Annotated in this window: 14 protein-coding genes; 7 read left to right on the top strand and 7 right to left on the bottom strand. The window is 58.2% G+C overall.

All coding sequences use genetic code 11. The annotated features are described in order from the left end of the window. Positions 1 to 219 precede the first annotated feature (219 nt). The 3 genes from AABM52_RS24735 to AABM52_RS24725 are packed head-to-tail and all read left to right on the top strand — an operon-like array spanning position 220 to position 3033. Positions 220 to 1326, top strand: coding sequence for a GGDEF domain-containing protein (locus AABM52_RS24735; RefSeq protein WP_347908698.1), 1107 nt, complete (start codon positions 220 to 222; stop codon positions 1324 to 1326). Continuing rightward, complete coding sequence (locus tag AABM52_RS24730) at positions 1319 to 2254, top strand: iron-sulfur-binding ferredoxin reductase (RefSeq protein WP_347908696.1); 936 nt, start codon at positions 1319 to 1321, stop codon at positions 2252 to 2254. Before AABM52_RS24735 ends, AABM52_RS24730 begins: the two co-directional genes overlap by 8 nt. A 29-nt stretch (positions 2255 to 2283) precedes the next feature. Next, complete coding sequence (locus AABM52_RS24725) at positions 2284 to 3033, top strand: enoyl-CoA hydratase-related protein (protein ID WP_347908695.1); 750 nt, start codon at positions 2284 to 2286, stop codon at positions 3031 to 3033. Between the two features lie 131 nt (positions 3034 to 3164). Here the strand turns inward: AABM52_RS24725 and AABM52_RS24720 are convergent, their stop codons facing one another. After that, positions 3165 to 4496 (bottom strand): SBBP repeat-containing protein, encoded by a 1332-nt coding sequence (locus AABM52_RS24720; protein WP_347908693.1) that lies wholly within the window; start codon positions 4494 to 4496, stop codon positions 3165 to 3167. A gap of 222 nt (positions 4497 to 4718) precedes the next feature. Continuing rightward, positions 4719 to 6170, bottom strand: coding sequence for a pyruvate kinase (gene pyk, locus AABM52_RS24715; RefSeq protein WP_347908692.1), 1452 nt, complete (start codon positions 6168 to 6170; stop codon positions 4719 to 4721). A gap of 173 nt (positions 6171 to 6343) precedes the next feature. Between pyk and AABM52_RS24710 the strand changes: the two genes are divergently transcribed. Both AABM52_RS24710 and AABM52_RS24705 read left to right on the top strand, forming a co-directional pair. After that, positions 6344 to 6727 carry a tetratricopeptide repeat protein gene (locus tag AABM52_RS24710; protein ID WP_347908690.1) on the top strand — a complete coding sequence of 128 codons (384 nt, stop codon included), beginning with the start codon at positions 6344 to 6346 and terminating at the stop codon, positions 6725 to 6727. 231 nt (positions 6728 to 6958) lie between these two features. Continuing rightward, positions 6959 to 7318: a PilZ domain-containing protein gene (locus AABM52_RS24705; protein WP_347908688.1), complete on the top strand. Its 360-nt coding sequence runs from the start codon at positions 6959 to 6961 to the stop codon at positions 7316 to 7318. A gap of 37 nt (positions 7319 to 7355) precedes the next feature. On the opposite strand, the gene AABM52_RS24700 is transcribed toward AABM52_RS24705, so the two are convergent. The 3 genes from AABM52_RS24700 to AABM52_RS24690 all read right to left on the bottom strand — a co-directional run bounded on the left by AABM52_RS24700 (position 7356) and on the right by AABM52_RS24690 (position 10485). Next, positions 7356 to 8684: a DUF58 domain-containing protein gene (locus AABM52_RS24700; RefSeq protein WP_347908686.1), complete on the bottom strand. Its 1329-nt coding sequence runs from the start codon at positions 8682 to 8684 to the stop codon at positions 7356 to 7358. Next, on the bottom strand, positions 8681 to 9682 hold the full coding sequence (locus AABM52_RS24695) for a MoxR family ATPase (protein WP_347908684.1): 1002 nt from the start codon (positions 9680 to 9682) through the stop codon (positions 8681 to 8683). Before AABM52_RS24695 ends, AABM52_RS24700 begins: the two co-directional genes overlap by 4 nt. Before the next feature lie 590 nt (positions 9683 to 10272). Further along, complete coding sequence (locus AABM52_RS24690) at positions 10273 to 10485, bottom strand: DUF1059 domain-containing protein (protein WP_347908683.1); 213 nt, start codon at positions 10483 to 10485, stop codon at positions 10273 to 10275. Between the two features lie 472 nt (positions 10486 to 10957). Between AABM52_RS24690 and AABM52_RS24685 the strand changes: the two genes are divergently transcribed. Beyond that, positions 10958 to 11722: a tetratricopeptide repeat protein gene (locus tag AABM52_RS24685; RefSeq protein ID WP_347912683.1), complete on the top strand. Its 765-nt coding sequence runs from the start codon at positions 10958 to 10960 to the stop codon at positions 11720 to 11722. 226 nt (positions 11723 to 11948) lie between these two features. On the opposite strand, the gene AABM52_RS24680 is transcribed toward AABM52_RS24685, so the two are convergent. Then, positions 11949 to 13889: an amidohydrolase family protein gene (locus tag AABM52_RS24680; protein WP_347908682.1), complete on the bottom strand. Its 1941-nt coding sequence runs from the start codon at positions 13887 to 13889 to the stop codon at positions 11949 to 11951. Positions 13890 to 14030: 141 nt separating this feature from the next. Here AABM52_RS24680 and AABM52_RS24675 point away from each other — a divergent pair, with 141 nt between their 5' ends. Next, positions 14031 to 14678, top strand: coding sequence for a TetR/AcrR family transcriptional regulator (locus tag AABM52_RS24675; RefSeq protein WP_347908681.1), 648 nt, complete (start codon positions 14031 to 14033; stop codon positions 14676 to 14678). Here AABM52_RS24675 and AABM52_RS24670 read toward each other — a convergent pair whose 3' ends face one another. Further along, positions 14679 to 14840: a hypothetical protein gene (locus AABM52_RS24670; protein WP_347908679.1), complete on the bottom strand. Its 162-nt coding sequence runs from the start codon at positions 14838 to 14840 to the stop codon at positions 14679 to 14681. Between the last annotated feature and the right edge of the window lie 159 nt (positions 14841 to 14999).

Raw genomic sequence — 14999 nt, 5'->3', positions numbered from 1 at the left:
AAGCACCTTTCAAGGCACGCCGGGCAAGCTGGCGCGACGCTAAAAAGGCGCGGCAGTATACCGCGCCTCGCGGATAGGCACACGCGCCGGTAGTCAATCGTTGGTCGCATAGGCCATCCCGAAAATTGAATGGTCATTTATCGGTCACGCCACTAAAGTGACATGCGGTCTGTAGAGTAGGACGCTCTGTCAGTCTCCTTTCATCTGGTGAGTCAACGATTGACCCATAACGCCATCCAGCGCCTGTTGCTCAAACGTTTCGCCCTTGCGGCCGGCACCTATGCCCTGGCATTGCTGTTGCTGTGGCTGGCGTTTTTTACCGGTCACTATGATGCACCGCTTTCCAGTGTCGCCATCGGCAGCGTACTGGTGGTGATCAGCCAGGCCACCCTGTTCGCGGTGTTCTACAGCGGCTGCAACCTGCGCTTCGCCGACCCCAGCCTGACCGAGGCACAAGTGTTGCTGGGACTGGGCTGGCAAACCTGGCTGATCGCCCATCTGGACGAAGCCCGGGGCGCGTTCCTGGTGTTTTACGTGCTGATCCTGCTGTTCGGCCTGTTCCATCTGTCACGCCGGTCTTTAGTACGATGCGCAGTGCTGGTGTTTTTCAGTTTCAGTGCGATCACGCTGTGGGAGGGCTACCACTTCCAGCTACCCGACCCGGCCATGGCGGTGTTGCAGGTCTGTGTGCTGTTCATCGTGCTGGTGTGGCTGGTGCTGTATGCCCGCTATGTGCAGGCTTCGCGACAGCGTATGCGCCAGCGGCGTTTTGCCTTGCAGGCACACCAGGACACGTTGCGCGGGATGATGCGCCAGCTCGAAGGCCTGGTGGCCACCGATGAGCTCACGGGCCTGTTCAATCGCCGGCATTTCCTGCGCCTGGCTTCCCGCGAATTGAACGCCATGGACGCCGGTGTCATGCATGGCCTGGCGCTGATCGACCTCGACCATTTCAAACGCATCAACGACCTGCACGGCCATGCCGCTGGCGATCAGGTGCTGCAAGCCTTTGCCGGCGTTGCCAGCGCGTGCTTGCGCGACGGAGACGTGCTGGCCCGCTACGGCGGCGAAGAGTTCGTGGTGCTGCTGCCCGATTGCGATGCCGACAGTCTGACTTCGTGCTGCGAACGGCTTCGCATCGCGTTCACCGATGTCGAGTTGATTGGTCTGAATGTACGCAGCCTCAGCCTGTCCGCCGGCATGACCCTGCTGGAACTGGGCGACGACCTCGATGACGCCCTGCAACGGGCCGATCAGGCGCTCTATTGCGCCAAACGTGACGGCCGCAACCGGTGCGCGGCAGCGTGGGAGAACATCGATGCCTGAGCTGCGGGTTGGCGAGCGCCATTGGTCGGTGGCGGCGGGCAGCAATCTGCTCGACGCGCTGAACCAGAACGGCGTGCCAGTGCCTTACAGTTGCCGCGCCGGCAGTTGCCATGCCTGCCTGGTGCAGTGTGTGCGGGGCCTGCCGAGCGACAGCCGCCCCGATGCCTTGAGTGCACAGCAGCGTGAACAGGGCTGGCGGCTGGCGTGCCAGTGCCAGGTGGTCGAGGACTTGCAGGTGCACGCCTTCGACCCGCAAACCGATGGACATCCGGCCGAAGTCGCGGCTATCGATTGGCTGAGTGCCACGGTGCTGCGCTTGCGGGTAATCCCCCAGCGGCCGTTGCGCTACAGCGCCGGCCAGCACCTGGTGTTGTGGGCGGGCAGTGTGGCGCGGCCGTATTCTCTCGCCAGCCTGCCGCAGGAGGACCGTTTTCTCGAGTTTCATCTCGATTGCCGCAAGCCCGGGGAATTCAGCGATGCCGCCAGGCAATTGCGCATCGGCGATCCGATCCGTCTCGGTGAACTGCGCGGCGGTGCCTTGCATTACGACCCTGACTGGCATGCCCGGCCGTTGTGGTTGATGGCGGCCGGAACCGGGTTGGGGCCGTTGTTTGGTGTCTTGCGCGAAGCACTACGCCAGGATCATCAGGGCGCCATTCGCGTCATTCACCTGGCCCATGATGCCGATGAGCACTACCTGGCCAAACCCCTGCAAGCCATGGCCGCCAGCCGTCCGAACCTGACGGTCGAGCTGTGGACCCCGGCCGAGTTACCCGCGGCTTTGGCGCAACTGCGGCTTGTTTCCCGGCAAACCCTGGCCTTACTCTGCGGAGCCCCCGACAGTGTCGACGCCTTTGCCCGGCGCCTGTACCTGGCGGGATTGCCGCGCAATCAACTGCTGGCCGATGTGTTCCTGCCCCGTGGTTGAGCGCTGACTTTTCAGACGCGAGACCTGCCATGACCGATGCCATCCAAGTTGAACGCGAACGCGGCCTGTTGACCCTGCGACTGAATCGCCCGGACAAGAAAAACGCCCTGACCCGTGCCATGTACAGCCACTTGGCCGAGGCGCTGAAACAGGCCGACAGCGACCCCGAGATCAACGCCGTGCTGATCACCGGTTCTGCCGAATGCTTCACCGCCGGCAACGACATCGCCGATTTCATCCAGCAACCGCCGAGCGGCCTCGACAGCCCGGTGTTCCAGTTCATGCTCAACCTGCTCGAATGCCGCAAACCGGTGGTCGCCGCCGTGGCCGGAGCGGCGGTGGGCATTGGCACGACCATGTTGCTGCATTGCGACCTGGTCTACGTCAGCCGCGACGCCCGTCTGCGCATGCCGTTCGTCAACCTTGGCCTATGCCCGGAGTTCGGCTCCAGCCTGATCCTGCCGCGCCTGCTCGGGCAGGCCAAGGCGGCAGAGTTGTTGCTGCTCGGTGAAGGGTTCAATGGAGAGCAGGCGGCCGCGTGGGGCATTGCGTCCGAAGCATTGGGCAGTGGCGAAGAAGCTTTGGCCAAGGCGCGGGAGATGGCGCTGCGCTTCGAGTCGCTGCCGCCGGAAGCGGTGCGCATCAGCAAGCAATTGATGAAGGCGCCGGACAGGGAGCTGTTGCGCAAGGTGATTGAAGAGGAGGGGGCGTTGTTTACTCAACGGCTGCGTTCGCCGGAGGCGTTGGCGGCCTTGACCGGATTTATCAAGCGGCATTGAGTTGTGCGGTGACAAGGCGGGCCCAATCGCTGGCAAACCAGCTCCTACAGGGATACCAGCGCTTTTGTAGGAGCGGGCTTGCCAGCGAAGGTATCAGCCCGGACACAACATTCGTTTAATCAAACAAACACTCACTCAATCAGGGCACGTGCTATGTAGTTAAATTCATTCCCGTCAATTACGTCCATCCCCAAGAACAGTACTTTTCCGGGCATGAAAGCGACAGCTCCTCTGGTTTGTCTAGCGTGACCAAATGAATACCAGCCAGTACCGTTTCCATAGGTCAAATCGAGAGAGCCTGCGCCAGTGAAACGTACTAAAGCAGTCGTAGTGTGGCTATAGACAGGGTGTTTGACAGAGCCGAGCACCAGAATTTTTCCATTGCTCAGAATAATAGAGGCAGTTCCCCAGGCGGTGAGTCCAAGACCTCCCAGATTTTCCAGCACAGGTTTGCCACCATTGAATTGTATGTTCTCTGTGCCATCGGGTTCCCGGCTGATCAAAAGCCCATCAGGAGCGTAAAAGCCTGCATAGCCAACCGCTAGAATACGTCGGTTCGTTTGCCGGACTAAACTCATGATTCTGAAATTTCTTTCGGGAGGCGATTCAATTACCAGATAACCATTGCTGGCAAATGATGTGTCCAACTCACCTGTATCGTGGAGTTGTGTAATCAATGGTTCACGGTCGTTGAGAAGTCCAACCGTACCCGAGAGTACAAACTTTCCACTCTCCGTGATCAATAGACTGTCCAGCGCAGTTGTCCCGGTGAAGTCGGGATGAGCAATTATGACGAAACCTTTTTCATTGAAGCTTGTATCGAGCATGCCGTTGGGCATGAGTCGAATAAGCAGGGACTCGACTACGCCTACTTCCCTGTAAAACTGGCCGACCAACAGTATTTTTTCGTCAAGTATGATCGTCGTGCTATTGCTGGCGTGTAGATCATTTGATGTGGTGCCCGAATCGTCGGGTACAGGCCCTTTATGAAGACTGCGGTCACCCAAGTCAAGGATGACCTTACCTTTAATTCCGAAGTCGAGGTCCAGGCTCCCGTCGGGCAGTAAGCGGACGAGTGCCTTGCTAAGCTTGCCAGTCCCGAGAATTTGATATTGGCCGATCACTAGAATCTTTTGGTCTCGGAGAATTCTGACTTCGGTAGCGATCGATTCCGCTGCTTCAGAATCACTGCCGAAGTGGCCGCTCACATAACCCTCGTTTCCGAATGTTTTATCAATTTCACCTTTTGTTGTTAGCCTGACGCAAAAGTATTCGTTTCGAAATGAATCATTTTCAATGTTTCCGACAATATAAGCGTTGCCGTTGGTGTCGGTGTCGAGACCACGGCCGGAGATCCCTTGAAGAGGGCGGCTGGGATGTTTCAGGTATATCAGCCCTCCATTAGTTCCGAATTCCGGATCAAATTTACCAGGGTTAGGTATTTCAATCGTTTGACTATTCATGTCTGCACCGCCGTTTAACGACCCAATGCCAAGCCAACTGCAATTTACGCTCAGCCTGCGATCGGAGTTGAATGGGTAGGTGTTGCCAGGTCGAATTAGCAGGCAATGAGGGCAGATTGGCTACTGTCAGAAATTACAGGTTCGACCAACGGTCGGAGCGCAGGAAGCAAAAAGCCCCGCCATTCACATGGCGGGGCTTTTGTTTTTCGAACAACCGGTCACTCAGACCATCGGATCGCCAACGTGCAGGATCTTCATGCCGTTAGTGCCGCCGGTGGTGTGGTAGCTGTCGCCCTTGGTCAGGATGACCCAGTCGCCTTTCTGTACTACGCCGCGCTTGACCAGCTCGTCGATAGCCTTCTGGCTGACTTCGTTCGGCGCCAGCGAAGCCGGGTCGAACGGGATGGTGTACACGCCACGGAACATTGCCGCGCGAGCCTGGGCTTCGCGGTGTGGGGTGAACGCGTAGATCGGCACCGAGGAGCGGATGCGCGACATGATCAGCGGGGTGTAGCCACTTTCGGTCAGGGCGATGATCGCCTTCACGCCCGGGAAGTGGTTGGCGGTGTACATGGTCGCCAGTGCGATGCTTTCGTCGCAGCGCTCGAACTCTTTGCCGATGCGGTGGCTGGAGGTCTTGCTGGTCGGGTGCTTTTCGGCACCGATGCAGATGCGCGCCATGGCCTGAACGGCTTCCAGCGGGTACAGGCCAGCAGCACTTTCGGCCGAAAGCATCACGGCGTCGGTGTAGTCGAGTACGGCGTTGGCTACGTCGGACACTTCGGCGCGGGTCGGCATCGGGTTCTGGATCATCGACTCCATCATCTGGGTCGCGACGATCACCGCCTTGTTGTGGCGTCGTGCGTGCAGAATGATTTTCTTCTGGATGCCCACCAGCTCGGCGTCGCCGATTTCCACACCCAGGTCACCACGGGCAACCATCACCGCGTCGGACGCCTTGATCAGGCCGTCGAGGGTTTCGTCGTCGGCCACGGCTTCGGCGCGTTCGATCTTCGCCACCAGCCAGGCAGTGCCGCCGGCTTCGTCGCGCAGTTGACGGGCGTATTCCATGTCGGCGGCGTCACGCGGGAAGGAGACCGCGAGGTAGTCGACTTCCATTTCCGCGGCGAGCTTGATGTCAGCCTTGTCTTTTTCAGTCAGGGCCGGAGCGGTCAGGCCGCCACCGCGACGGTTGATGCCTTTGTGATCGGACAGCGGGCCGCCGATGATCACGGTGCAGTTCAGTTCGGTGGCCGTGGCGGTATCGACGCGCATCACCACGCGACCGTCGTCGAGCAGCAGTTCGTCGCCCACGCCGCAGTCCTTGACCAGGTCCGGGTAGTCGATGCCGACCACTTGCTGGTTGCCTTCGGTCAGAGGATGGCTGGTGGAGAAAGTGAATTGATCACCGATCTTCAGCTCGATCTTCTTGTTGGCGAATTTGGCGATACGGATTTTCGGGCCTTGCAGGTCACCCAGCAGGGCGACGAAGCGACCGTGCTTGGCAGCGAGGTCACGGACCAGCTTCGCGCGAGCCTTGTGCTCGTCGGGAGTGCCGTGGGAGAAGTTCAGGCGGGCGACGTCCAGGCCAGCCAGAATCAGCTGTTCGAGAACTTCCGGCGAGTTACTGGCCGGGCCAAGGGTGGCGACGATTTTGGTACGACGGACGGACATGCAAAGACTCCTGAGTTCAAGCGCTGAGTGAGGCTACTATGCTCCGAAGTTGTAGTCATTGTTCGTTTGCACTACTTATTTCTTTCTTTATTGAACCCTGCAACTTTGCGTCCCGGCAGCCTGAAGATTTCCGACCATGGGTCGATACAGCGTTCAAGACAGGAGATTTCCCCATGCGTTTCGTTCTCATTGCCGCCCTTGCCATCAGCGCCCTCAGCGTCACCGGTTGTACCCGTTGGGCGATGAACCATCATTTGAACAATGCCTACAGCGCCTATGACCGGGGCAATTGCGAGCAGGTGATGCTCGAGCTGTCCAAGGTCGAGCGCGACAGCCGGGCGCGCCCTTATGTGTGGCCAGAAGTGTCGATGATGCGCGGCCTGTGCCTGGAGCGGCAGAAGATGTACGTCGATGCGGTTCAAACGTATCAGTTCATCATGGCGTCTTATCCACAAAGCGAATATGCCTACCGCTCCCGTGCCCGCATCGAAACCCTGCAGAGCCTTGGCCACTACCCGACGCGCAGTGCCGCCGCGGCAAAACCGACGCAGTTCTGACGGCCGTAACCCTCCGGTCGCTGGCTCCCCGGCGGTGGTGAGCTATAGTCCAATGAACCGGTTTTAGAGCCTTGCCTCTGAACCGGGGCAACACCTGTGACCGGCACAAGCAGGACTCAGCGCTACAAGGACTGGCGCACCGGAAGCGGGGAGAGCGGGCAAGACTTATGCGTACCCGTTCCGAAGCAGTAGTGCGGCTCTGCTTAAGAGCCTTGCATAGCGAAATTGCACATGTTCACCGACCGCCGAATCGAGCGGCATCAACTGCCGTACTTCCTGAAAGTGTTCAACGGCATCACCGGTAAACCCATCGGCTACCTGGGCAATGTCTCCGAAGACGGGCTGATGCTGATCAGCCAGCTACCGATGATGATCGGCGCGGACTTCAACCTGCGCCTGAAAATTCCCGCCAGCGAAGGTGGCCAGCGGAACATCGACCTGCAGGCCTGTTGCCTGTGGTGCCACGAAGACGCGACCCCCCAACATTACGACGCCGGGTTCAGCCTGCAACGGGCACCACCGGAATATGGGCAACTGGTGGAGGCGTTGAAGCAGTACTTCAGTTTTCTGCCGCTGCCGGCTTCGGCTTGAGGTCACCGGGAAACCGACTGTGAGTGATTGCCCAGGCTCAGGGTCCGGTTCTTTTCCAGCCCAGGTACCGAGTCACCAACTCTGCCCCCAACTCGCCGGGCCGCGCGTCCATCACCAACACTCCATGAGCGTTCAAACGCTCATGGAGCTCAGCGCGTGCATTCAGGTAATCCACGGTCCCGCAATAGGCCAGCGCTTCGGGCAAAGTCTGCACCGGTGACTGACGCAGGGTATCAAGCACGTCTTCGCGCAGGCTCGCGACCAGCACCTGATGCTGCCGGCTCAAACGGTGGACGGCCGGAAGCAGTTCATCGTCGTCCTCTTCGCGCAGGTTGGTCACCAACACCACCAGAGCCCGGCGTTTTTGCCGTGCCAGCAGTTGCGTGGCCGCGGCTTGATAGTCGGCGCTGCGTTGGCTGCTGTTCAAGTCATAAACGGTATTGAGCAGGGTGTTGAGATGGCTGGTGCCTTTTACCGGCGCGAGGTAGCGCGGCTGTTCGCTGGCAAAGGTACTCAGGCCCACCGCGTCGCCCTGACGTAGCGCCACGTAGCTGAGCAACAGGCAGGCGTTGAGGGCGTGATCGAAGTGCGACAGCTCATCATCCTGGCTGCGCATGTGCCGGCCGCAGTCGAGCATGAAGATGATCTGCTGATCGCGTTCGTCCTGATACTCCCGGGCAATCGGCGTGCGCTGGCGGGCGGTGGCTTTCCAGTCGATCTGGCGCAGGCTGTCGCCCTCGCGAAATTCGCGCAATTGATGGAATTCCAGGCCCAGGCCCCTTCGTTGTTTCTGGCGGACGCCAAGCTGGCTGAGCCAGTTGTCCACCGCCAGCAATTGCCCTTCATATAAACGGGCGAAGTCAGGATAGACGCGGGTGGCGTCGGGCAGGTCGAGCAAGCGCCTGTCCGTCCAGAGCCCCAAGGGGCTTGGCAGGTCGATTTCGCAGCGTTCGAAGCTGAAGTGGCCGCGCTTGAGCGGGCGCAGGCGATAACCGGCCAGGCTGTGCTGGCCGGGTTGCAGCTCGACCGTCAGCGGCAGGTTTTCGAAGCTAAGGCCCTGCGGCACATGGTCGAAGACTTGTACGTTCATCGGTTGTGCAAAGTCGTGTTCGACCGTCAGTTGCACCTCGCTCCATCGACCCAGCGCAAGGCTGCCGGGTATCTGGCGTTTCAGTCGGGGCGAAGGCAGGCGCTTGAGGCGAATGACATCGAGGATGGCCAGGGCCAGCAGCGCCAGGAGCAACCCCCAGTTGATCGCCATGAGATTTGCCGGAACCGCGAACTCCAATGCCCGCAATGTGCCCGACACAATGGTGCAGGCCAGCAGGATCAACAGCCAGGCGAGCATCAGGCGCGAGGGTTTCACAGACGCGGCGCCGACACTTGGTCGAGCATCTGCTGGAGCACCTGATCGACATCCAGGCCCTCGATGTCCAGCTCCGGGGCGATGCGCACGCGATGGCGCAGCACGGCCAGGGCGCAGCCTTTGATGTCATCCGGAATCACGAACTCACCGCCGCGCAGCAGCGCACGAGCCCGGGCACAGCGCACCAGCGCGATGGATGCGCGTGGGCCGGCACCGAGGATCAAACCGGGCCAGTTGCGGGTGGAGCGGGCTAGCCGCACGGCGTAATCGAGCACCTGATCGTCCAGGACCAGATCGCTGGCGATGCGTTGCAGGGCCAGTACATCCCTGGCCTGGAGCAACGTACGCATCGGTTGGACATCGAGCATGTCGGCCCGGGTCGAGCGGCTGACCTGACGCACCATGTCCAGCTCTTGCCCGGCGTCGGGGTAATCCATGCGCACCTTGAGCATGAAGCGGTCCAGTTCAGCCTCCGGCAAGGGGTAAGTGCCTTCCTGTTCGATCGGGTTTTGCGTGGCGAGCACCATGAACGGTTGCGCAATCGGCAATGGCTGGCCTTCGAGGGTGACTTGCCGTTCCTGCATGGCTTCGAGCAGCGCGGCCTGGGTTTTCGCCGGGGCACGGTTGATCTCGTCGGCCAGTAGCAGGTTGGTGAACAATGGCCCCTTGCGCAGTTTGAATTTCTCGGTCTGCAAGTCATACACGGCATGCCCGGTGACGTCGCTGGGCATCAGGTCGGGGGTGAACTGGATGCGGGCGAACTCACCGCCGAAGCAGCGGGCGAGGGCGCGAACCAACAGGGTCTTGCCCAGCCCCGGCACGCCTTCGAGCAACACGTGGCCGCCGGCGATCAGTGCCGTCAGGACGTCGTCGATCACGCTGTCCTGGCCAATCACTGCCTTTTGCAGTTCCTTGCGTACGGCCCGGGCCAGATTGCCGGCACGCCGGCGCTGTTGAGCGGCATGGCTCGGTGCGTCCGGTTCGATCGGTTGACTCATGGGGTCTGGAGCCTTGCTATCAGTTACATGTGTTTTATCTTCCATAATTCAGTCACTTACCTAATCTAACTTTTTCGCGTTTTTTTTGCGTGGAATGAGTGAGTGACTGCCAATCTGCCTCATTGCAATCCTGTGGCAACCCCTCATCCGAGCGTTCGTCAGAGGTGGAGGTTAGTCTATGACGGTCTGCGGGCACGCGATTTCAGAATCGATTACATAACCGAAGAAAATCCAGTTTGGGTGGTAGAGCTTTCGTTGGGTAACTGCACTGATTTGACCAGCTGTTTGCATCGAATTTGAGTAGGGGGCTTTGTCGCCATGATCGGCAGAGAACAACCAGGAGCAGTCGTTCGGCAGTTGAATCAAAGATGCTTGTCCATCAAGTGCCCACGCGCTTCCAAGACCTCGCACAAAAAGACCAGCGCTCGACGAAAAACAGGGTGGCAATCGTCATAAGGTAAATGGTCGAGCGAAGCCCGGAAAATTCAGTTTGTGCCAGGCTAAAAAATTGTTCACAGGCCTGCGGAACTCATTGAAATGAGCCCCGTAGGTAGTTATCGATGACAATCACTCCTCTGAACCCTTGGGTGCTAAGCAGGACGCGGTGCTTCAACAGGCGGGGTTCCGTCGTGAAACATCATCTTCAGTTGAGCACGTAGTTCTGGTGAGTCGGTGTGCTTGTGAACACTGACCGCGTGCTGCGCGGCGGCCTCGAGCAGTTCGTGTTCAGAGTCTGCGGACAGTGCGATTGAGCAGTGGGAATCGCTCGGAAACTCGCGGCAGTCGATGTATTTACGCGCCATGAATGTTTTCCTCCCAACGACGAAGGCAGGCCGTGGCCTGCGTGAACGGTCGCTCGACGCGTCCCCCATATATCAAACACGACTGCATGCCACATCGAGTGTGCCGATCCTTAAAGTATAGGCCCACCGATGTCAGGGTAGTTGTGCCGGACATAGAAAACGGCCGCGCGGAAGCAGGGAACAGATCACGACGTCTCGGCATTTACCTGAAGCCGTGGTCTGTCCCTTTTTATGCTGGTTACATGGCAACTGTTAATGACTACACATGGCCGTTTTCTGCCCTGCGTGAAGGACCGCAACAGATAATGCTTAGATGTTGGGGTGGTAAAAAATGATACTGGTGCAACGGCCGTTGCAGCAGGAACTTCGGGGTATTGGCCAGGTCAATAGCGGCCCTGTATCGGAAATGCCGAGCAGCGCTGTGGTCTGTTTTATGGCACTGCCGTCCGAGTTCAGTCGAGTCCGCCCCCTCATGCCAACCAAGAGTTTTCTGCCGGGACTCATCCTGGTGTTCTGCGCAGTCGCGTCGTTTTATTCTGTCGCTGCCGAGCGAAGAGTGCCCGCGCAAAGCAACAGCGCATCAACCACCCTGATCGAAACCGCCTCGCGGCAGTATGAAAATGGCCAACTGGACCAGGCCGCTGCGACGCTGGAGCGTGCCCTGCATATCCAGCCAAACAATCCCGCGACGCTGCATTACCTCGGTGTGTTGCGTCTTCAGCAGGGGCAATACCAGCAGGCCGAAACCTTGGCTGCGCGCTCGAACATGCGGGTTGGTCGCAACGTCGAGTTGCGCAACCGCAACTTCCAATTGATCCAGGCGGCGCAGCAGGCCCAAGCTTCGGGTACCCCACCCATTGCCAAAGAGGACCTGGTCGCTGTACAGAAAGGCCTGGAACAGGAGACCCAAAGGCGCCGTGAAGCGGAAATGGCCGTTGTTGAGCAATCCACTCCGGACACTGGGCGCGACGCTGGCAACTTCGCTCGCGCAGAGACAGATCGGGTATCGGATGCGCCGACGGCTGCCAGAGCCGGGTCCGAAGGAAGATTGCAAATGGCTAATGACGAGCCAGAGCGGGCGTACGCTGAGGTTGAGATTCCTCGCGGCCAGATGCCGCCTCCGGGCAAATGCCGAATCTGGTTTCCTGATCGTCCGCCGGGGCATCAGCCTGCACCCGGCAAATGCAAGAAGCTACGACATCGGGTTCCGTCAGGAGCTTACCTGGTGCGCGGTTGAGTTTCTGCGTGACCACTTCTGGCTGTGGATTCAACCGGTCGATCACGGTGTCGACGAAATCAGGGGCGATTCAGCAGGTCAGTTCCAGTGCCCGAGGGAGGCGCAAAAAAATCCGATGCCGGTTCAGACATCGGATTTTTTATGCTTGCGGCAAAAGGCCAGGCATGACGCCTTGACGGGCTGGCATTAGCCGCAAAAGACTCTTTTTATCTTAGGCAGAATTGATTTATTGGCTATAGACCGTTTTGCCACGAAACACAGTCTGCATCACTTGGGTTTCGGCGATTTGTTCAGGTTTATTCTGTTGGACCAAGTCGAACAGGTTTCGGTCCAGGACAATAAAGTCGGCTGACTTGCCCGGCTCAATCGAACCGATGATTTTCTCCTGACGCACTGCGCGGGCGCCATTGATTGTGTAGGCGTCCAACATCTGTTCTAGCGTAGCGCTCTGCTTGGCGTTGTAGGCAGGTTTTCCGGGGAGGGCGCGAGTGATGCCCGCCGCGATGTTCATGAACGGCCGCGGATCGCGAGAGTCGACGGGTGCATCGCTGCCCGCCACCAGTACAGCGCCGGCTTTAGCTGTGCTACCAACCGGGTAGACGGCTCCCCATGTGTAACTTTTTGGGTTGTAGAGCACGTCGTTGATGTCCTGGCCCTTTTTACTTTGCTCAAGGAACGGGGTGATCAGCATGTCATATTCAGGTTGCACGTTGATCCAGGCGTAGGTGTAAGTGAGATACACACCCAGTTCGCCGAGCCGCTTTTGGTCGTCCGGGTGGACCATTTGCAAGTGGGCAATGGTGTGCGGAATATGTTGATCGCCATTGCGCTGACGAGCTGCTTCCAGTGCATCAATCGAAACGCGGGAGGCTCGGTCGCCGACGCTGTGGATATGGATGCTGAAGCCGTCGGCATCGAGTGCGATGGCGTAATTCTTGAGGTCTTGCGCCTTGTAATTGACGATGCCGTTTTTCTTCGAGTCATCACTGTTCTTCGTGACCGTGACGGCGCCCGTCTCTTCGTTCTGCTTGAGGTGTGGCGTCTGATAGTTGTGCAGCATGCCGGCGTTGGGTGAGAACGGCGGTTTGCTAAAGGGGTCGCCTTCCAGCACGCCGTCGGCAAAGATTTTCACCGCATCCGCTTTGATCAGCGGGTTGTCGGCAAATGCGGCGCGCACTTCTTGAGCCTTTTTCAGGTGTCCGGCGATATCTACTTTGCCCTTGTAGTCGTCGGCAATGAAGCAGGTGGCGGCAGTTATCCGCATGTTCAGCAAGTTTTGCTGTTGCATCTTCACAAACTGTTCGCGGATGAAATCGTTGGCGCAGGCATCTTGAATACTGGTGATGCCGCTTTGCGCCATGACTCGTGCGACTTTCGGCAGGATGGCACCATAAATGGCTTCGCCGCGTGGATCGCCGACCTCTTGGGCAAACATGTCGAAGTTACCGACCGGAATTTTTTCCTTGGCCGCGTCGCGGACCACACCGCTGTCCAGGCTAACGTAGGGCGCCAGGTCGGCAAATACACCACCCTTTTTCAGGGTCTTTGCATTGAAGCCAACGGTATTGCCGTTATCGTCCTGAGCCATGCTCAAGGCTTTCGAATTGTAGGCACTTGCGTGGCCGTCTACGCCGGAAAGGATGATCGGATGGCCATCAGCGACTGCATCCAGCGTTTGGCGGATGGTTTTGTAATTGCCGGTTGGTTCATTGTTCTCATAGGGAACCCACTGATCGATTTTCAGCCAGGCGCCGGGTTCACTGGCGTAGCGGGGCAAGCATTCCTTTACCTTGCTGGCCAGTTGATCAAGATTCACACCCTTGCCTTCGAGGTCGCAGACATCCAGCGGGACCGTGCCGAGTACGTGGATGTGGTTGTCGTGGAGCCCTGGTAGAACCATCTTGCCGCCTAGGTCAACCACGCGATAACCCTGGCTGATGAAGCTTTCTGCACCTTCCCGGTTACCGGAGTAGACGAACTTGTCATTCGAAACGGCGATGGCTTCGACCTTGCGGCGTTGGGCATCCTGAGTATAAATCTGGCCGTTGACGTACACCGTGTTGTTACTGTTGTCGACGACCGGGGCTGGTGTCTGACTGCATCCAGCGAGAGCAGAGAGCAATACGAGGGAGGAAGGCGCCAGGTGTTGTTTTGTTTTGAGCCGCATAAAATCTCCAGATAAATTACAGTAATTACTGTAGTTTTTGTTTTTACCAGCGTTACTCTGAGGCGTCAATTGCTACGGTTTGACTCTGCCGGACAAGTCGATGTGAAATGCGCACCAATGAAAGATAAGGCTGGGCACTTGATGATTCCGCAAGACTTGAAAATGCGCCGAGAGCCGCGCCAGCAACGGACCCTTGAAATCATCAAGAAGATCGAGCAGGCGACGCTGGAGTTACTCAAGGAGGGTGGTATTACCCTGCTCAACACCAATGCCATTGCTGAGCGCTCCGGCATCGACATCAGTTCGCTCTATCGTTTTTTTCCGAACAAAGAGGCGATTGTGTATCGCCTGGCACAGCAATGGCTGGATGCTATCCGCAGTCGGGAAACGGCGATTTTTGAGGGCGAGTCAGGCCTGATTGAAACGTGGAGCGCGCTGGATGACATGGTCGACTTGGTCGAGCAGGAGTTTTCCGGCTATGGCGCGCTCTGGCAGGCCATGGATGTGATTCCGGCGTTACGTGATCTGGAAGTCGAGCATGAAGCTCTTCAGCTCGACAGTATGCTGATCCTGATGAGAAAGCATGGTTGCCAGTGGCCGGAGAAGGATCTGAAAGAGTTGGTGCGGTACGTGTACCGCACTTGGGATGTGGTCAAACAAGTCTGTATCGAACAAGGTGCAGCGCGTGGGCTGATGTGGCGTGCGCATCAGAAATGGCAGTCTCGGCTGCTTTTGTCGGCGGTTAACACCCCGAGTCCTGCTGAATTTGAGCTCGAGTTGCTAGTGTGATTAGCGCTTGCCCATCAGGCCGCCCCCGTCAGTGCGTTCTTCATTGGCAAAAGGCAGGCGTTTCACCCAACCCTCCTTCAGCACGTATTCGTAGAACTTGCAGATGTAAGTCAGGCGCTGGCGGTGGTGAAAGAACTGATTGGCCGGGATGCAGCTTTCCATCGAGTTCCAAAGCAGAATGGGAAACCCCGGACAGGGTTGCCCAGCGATCACCAATTCCTCAGTCGCTCACACAAGCTCGATCTTCCTTCCTCTGTACTAATCAGAAATCCAATCCCCTTTGTCTACTTCGACAGCGATTAAAGTCATCAAACGTCTCTT

It is taken from the genome of Pseudomonas grandcourensis (assembly GCF_039909015.1).
Classification (GTDB): Bacteria; Pseudomonadota; Gammaproteobacteria; order Pseudomonadales; family Pseudomonadaceae; genus Aquipseudomonas; species Aquipseudomonas grandcourensis.
The sequence above is the reverse complement of the archived record's forward strand: the minus strand, read 5'-3'. Positions and strand labels throughout refer to the sequence as shown.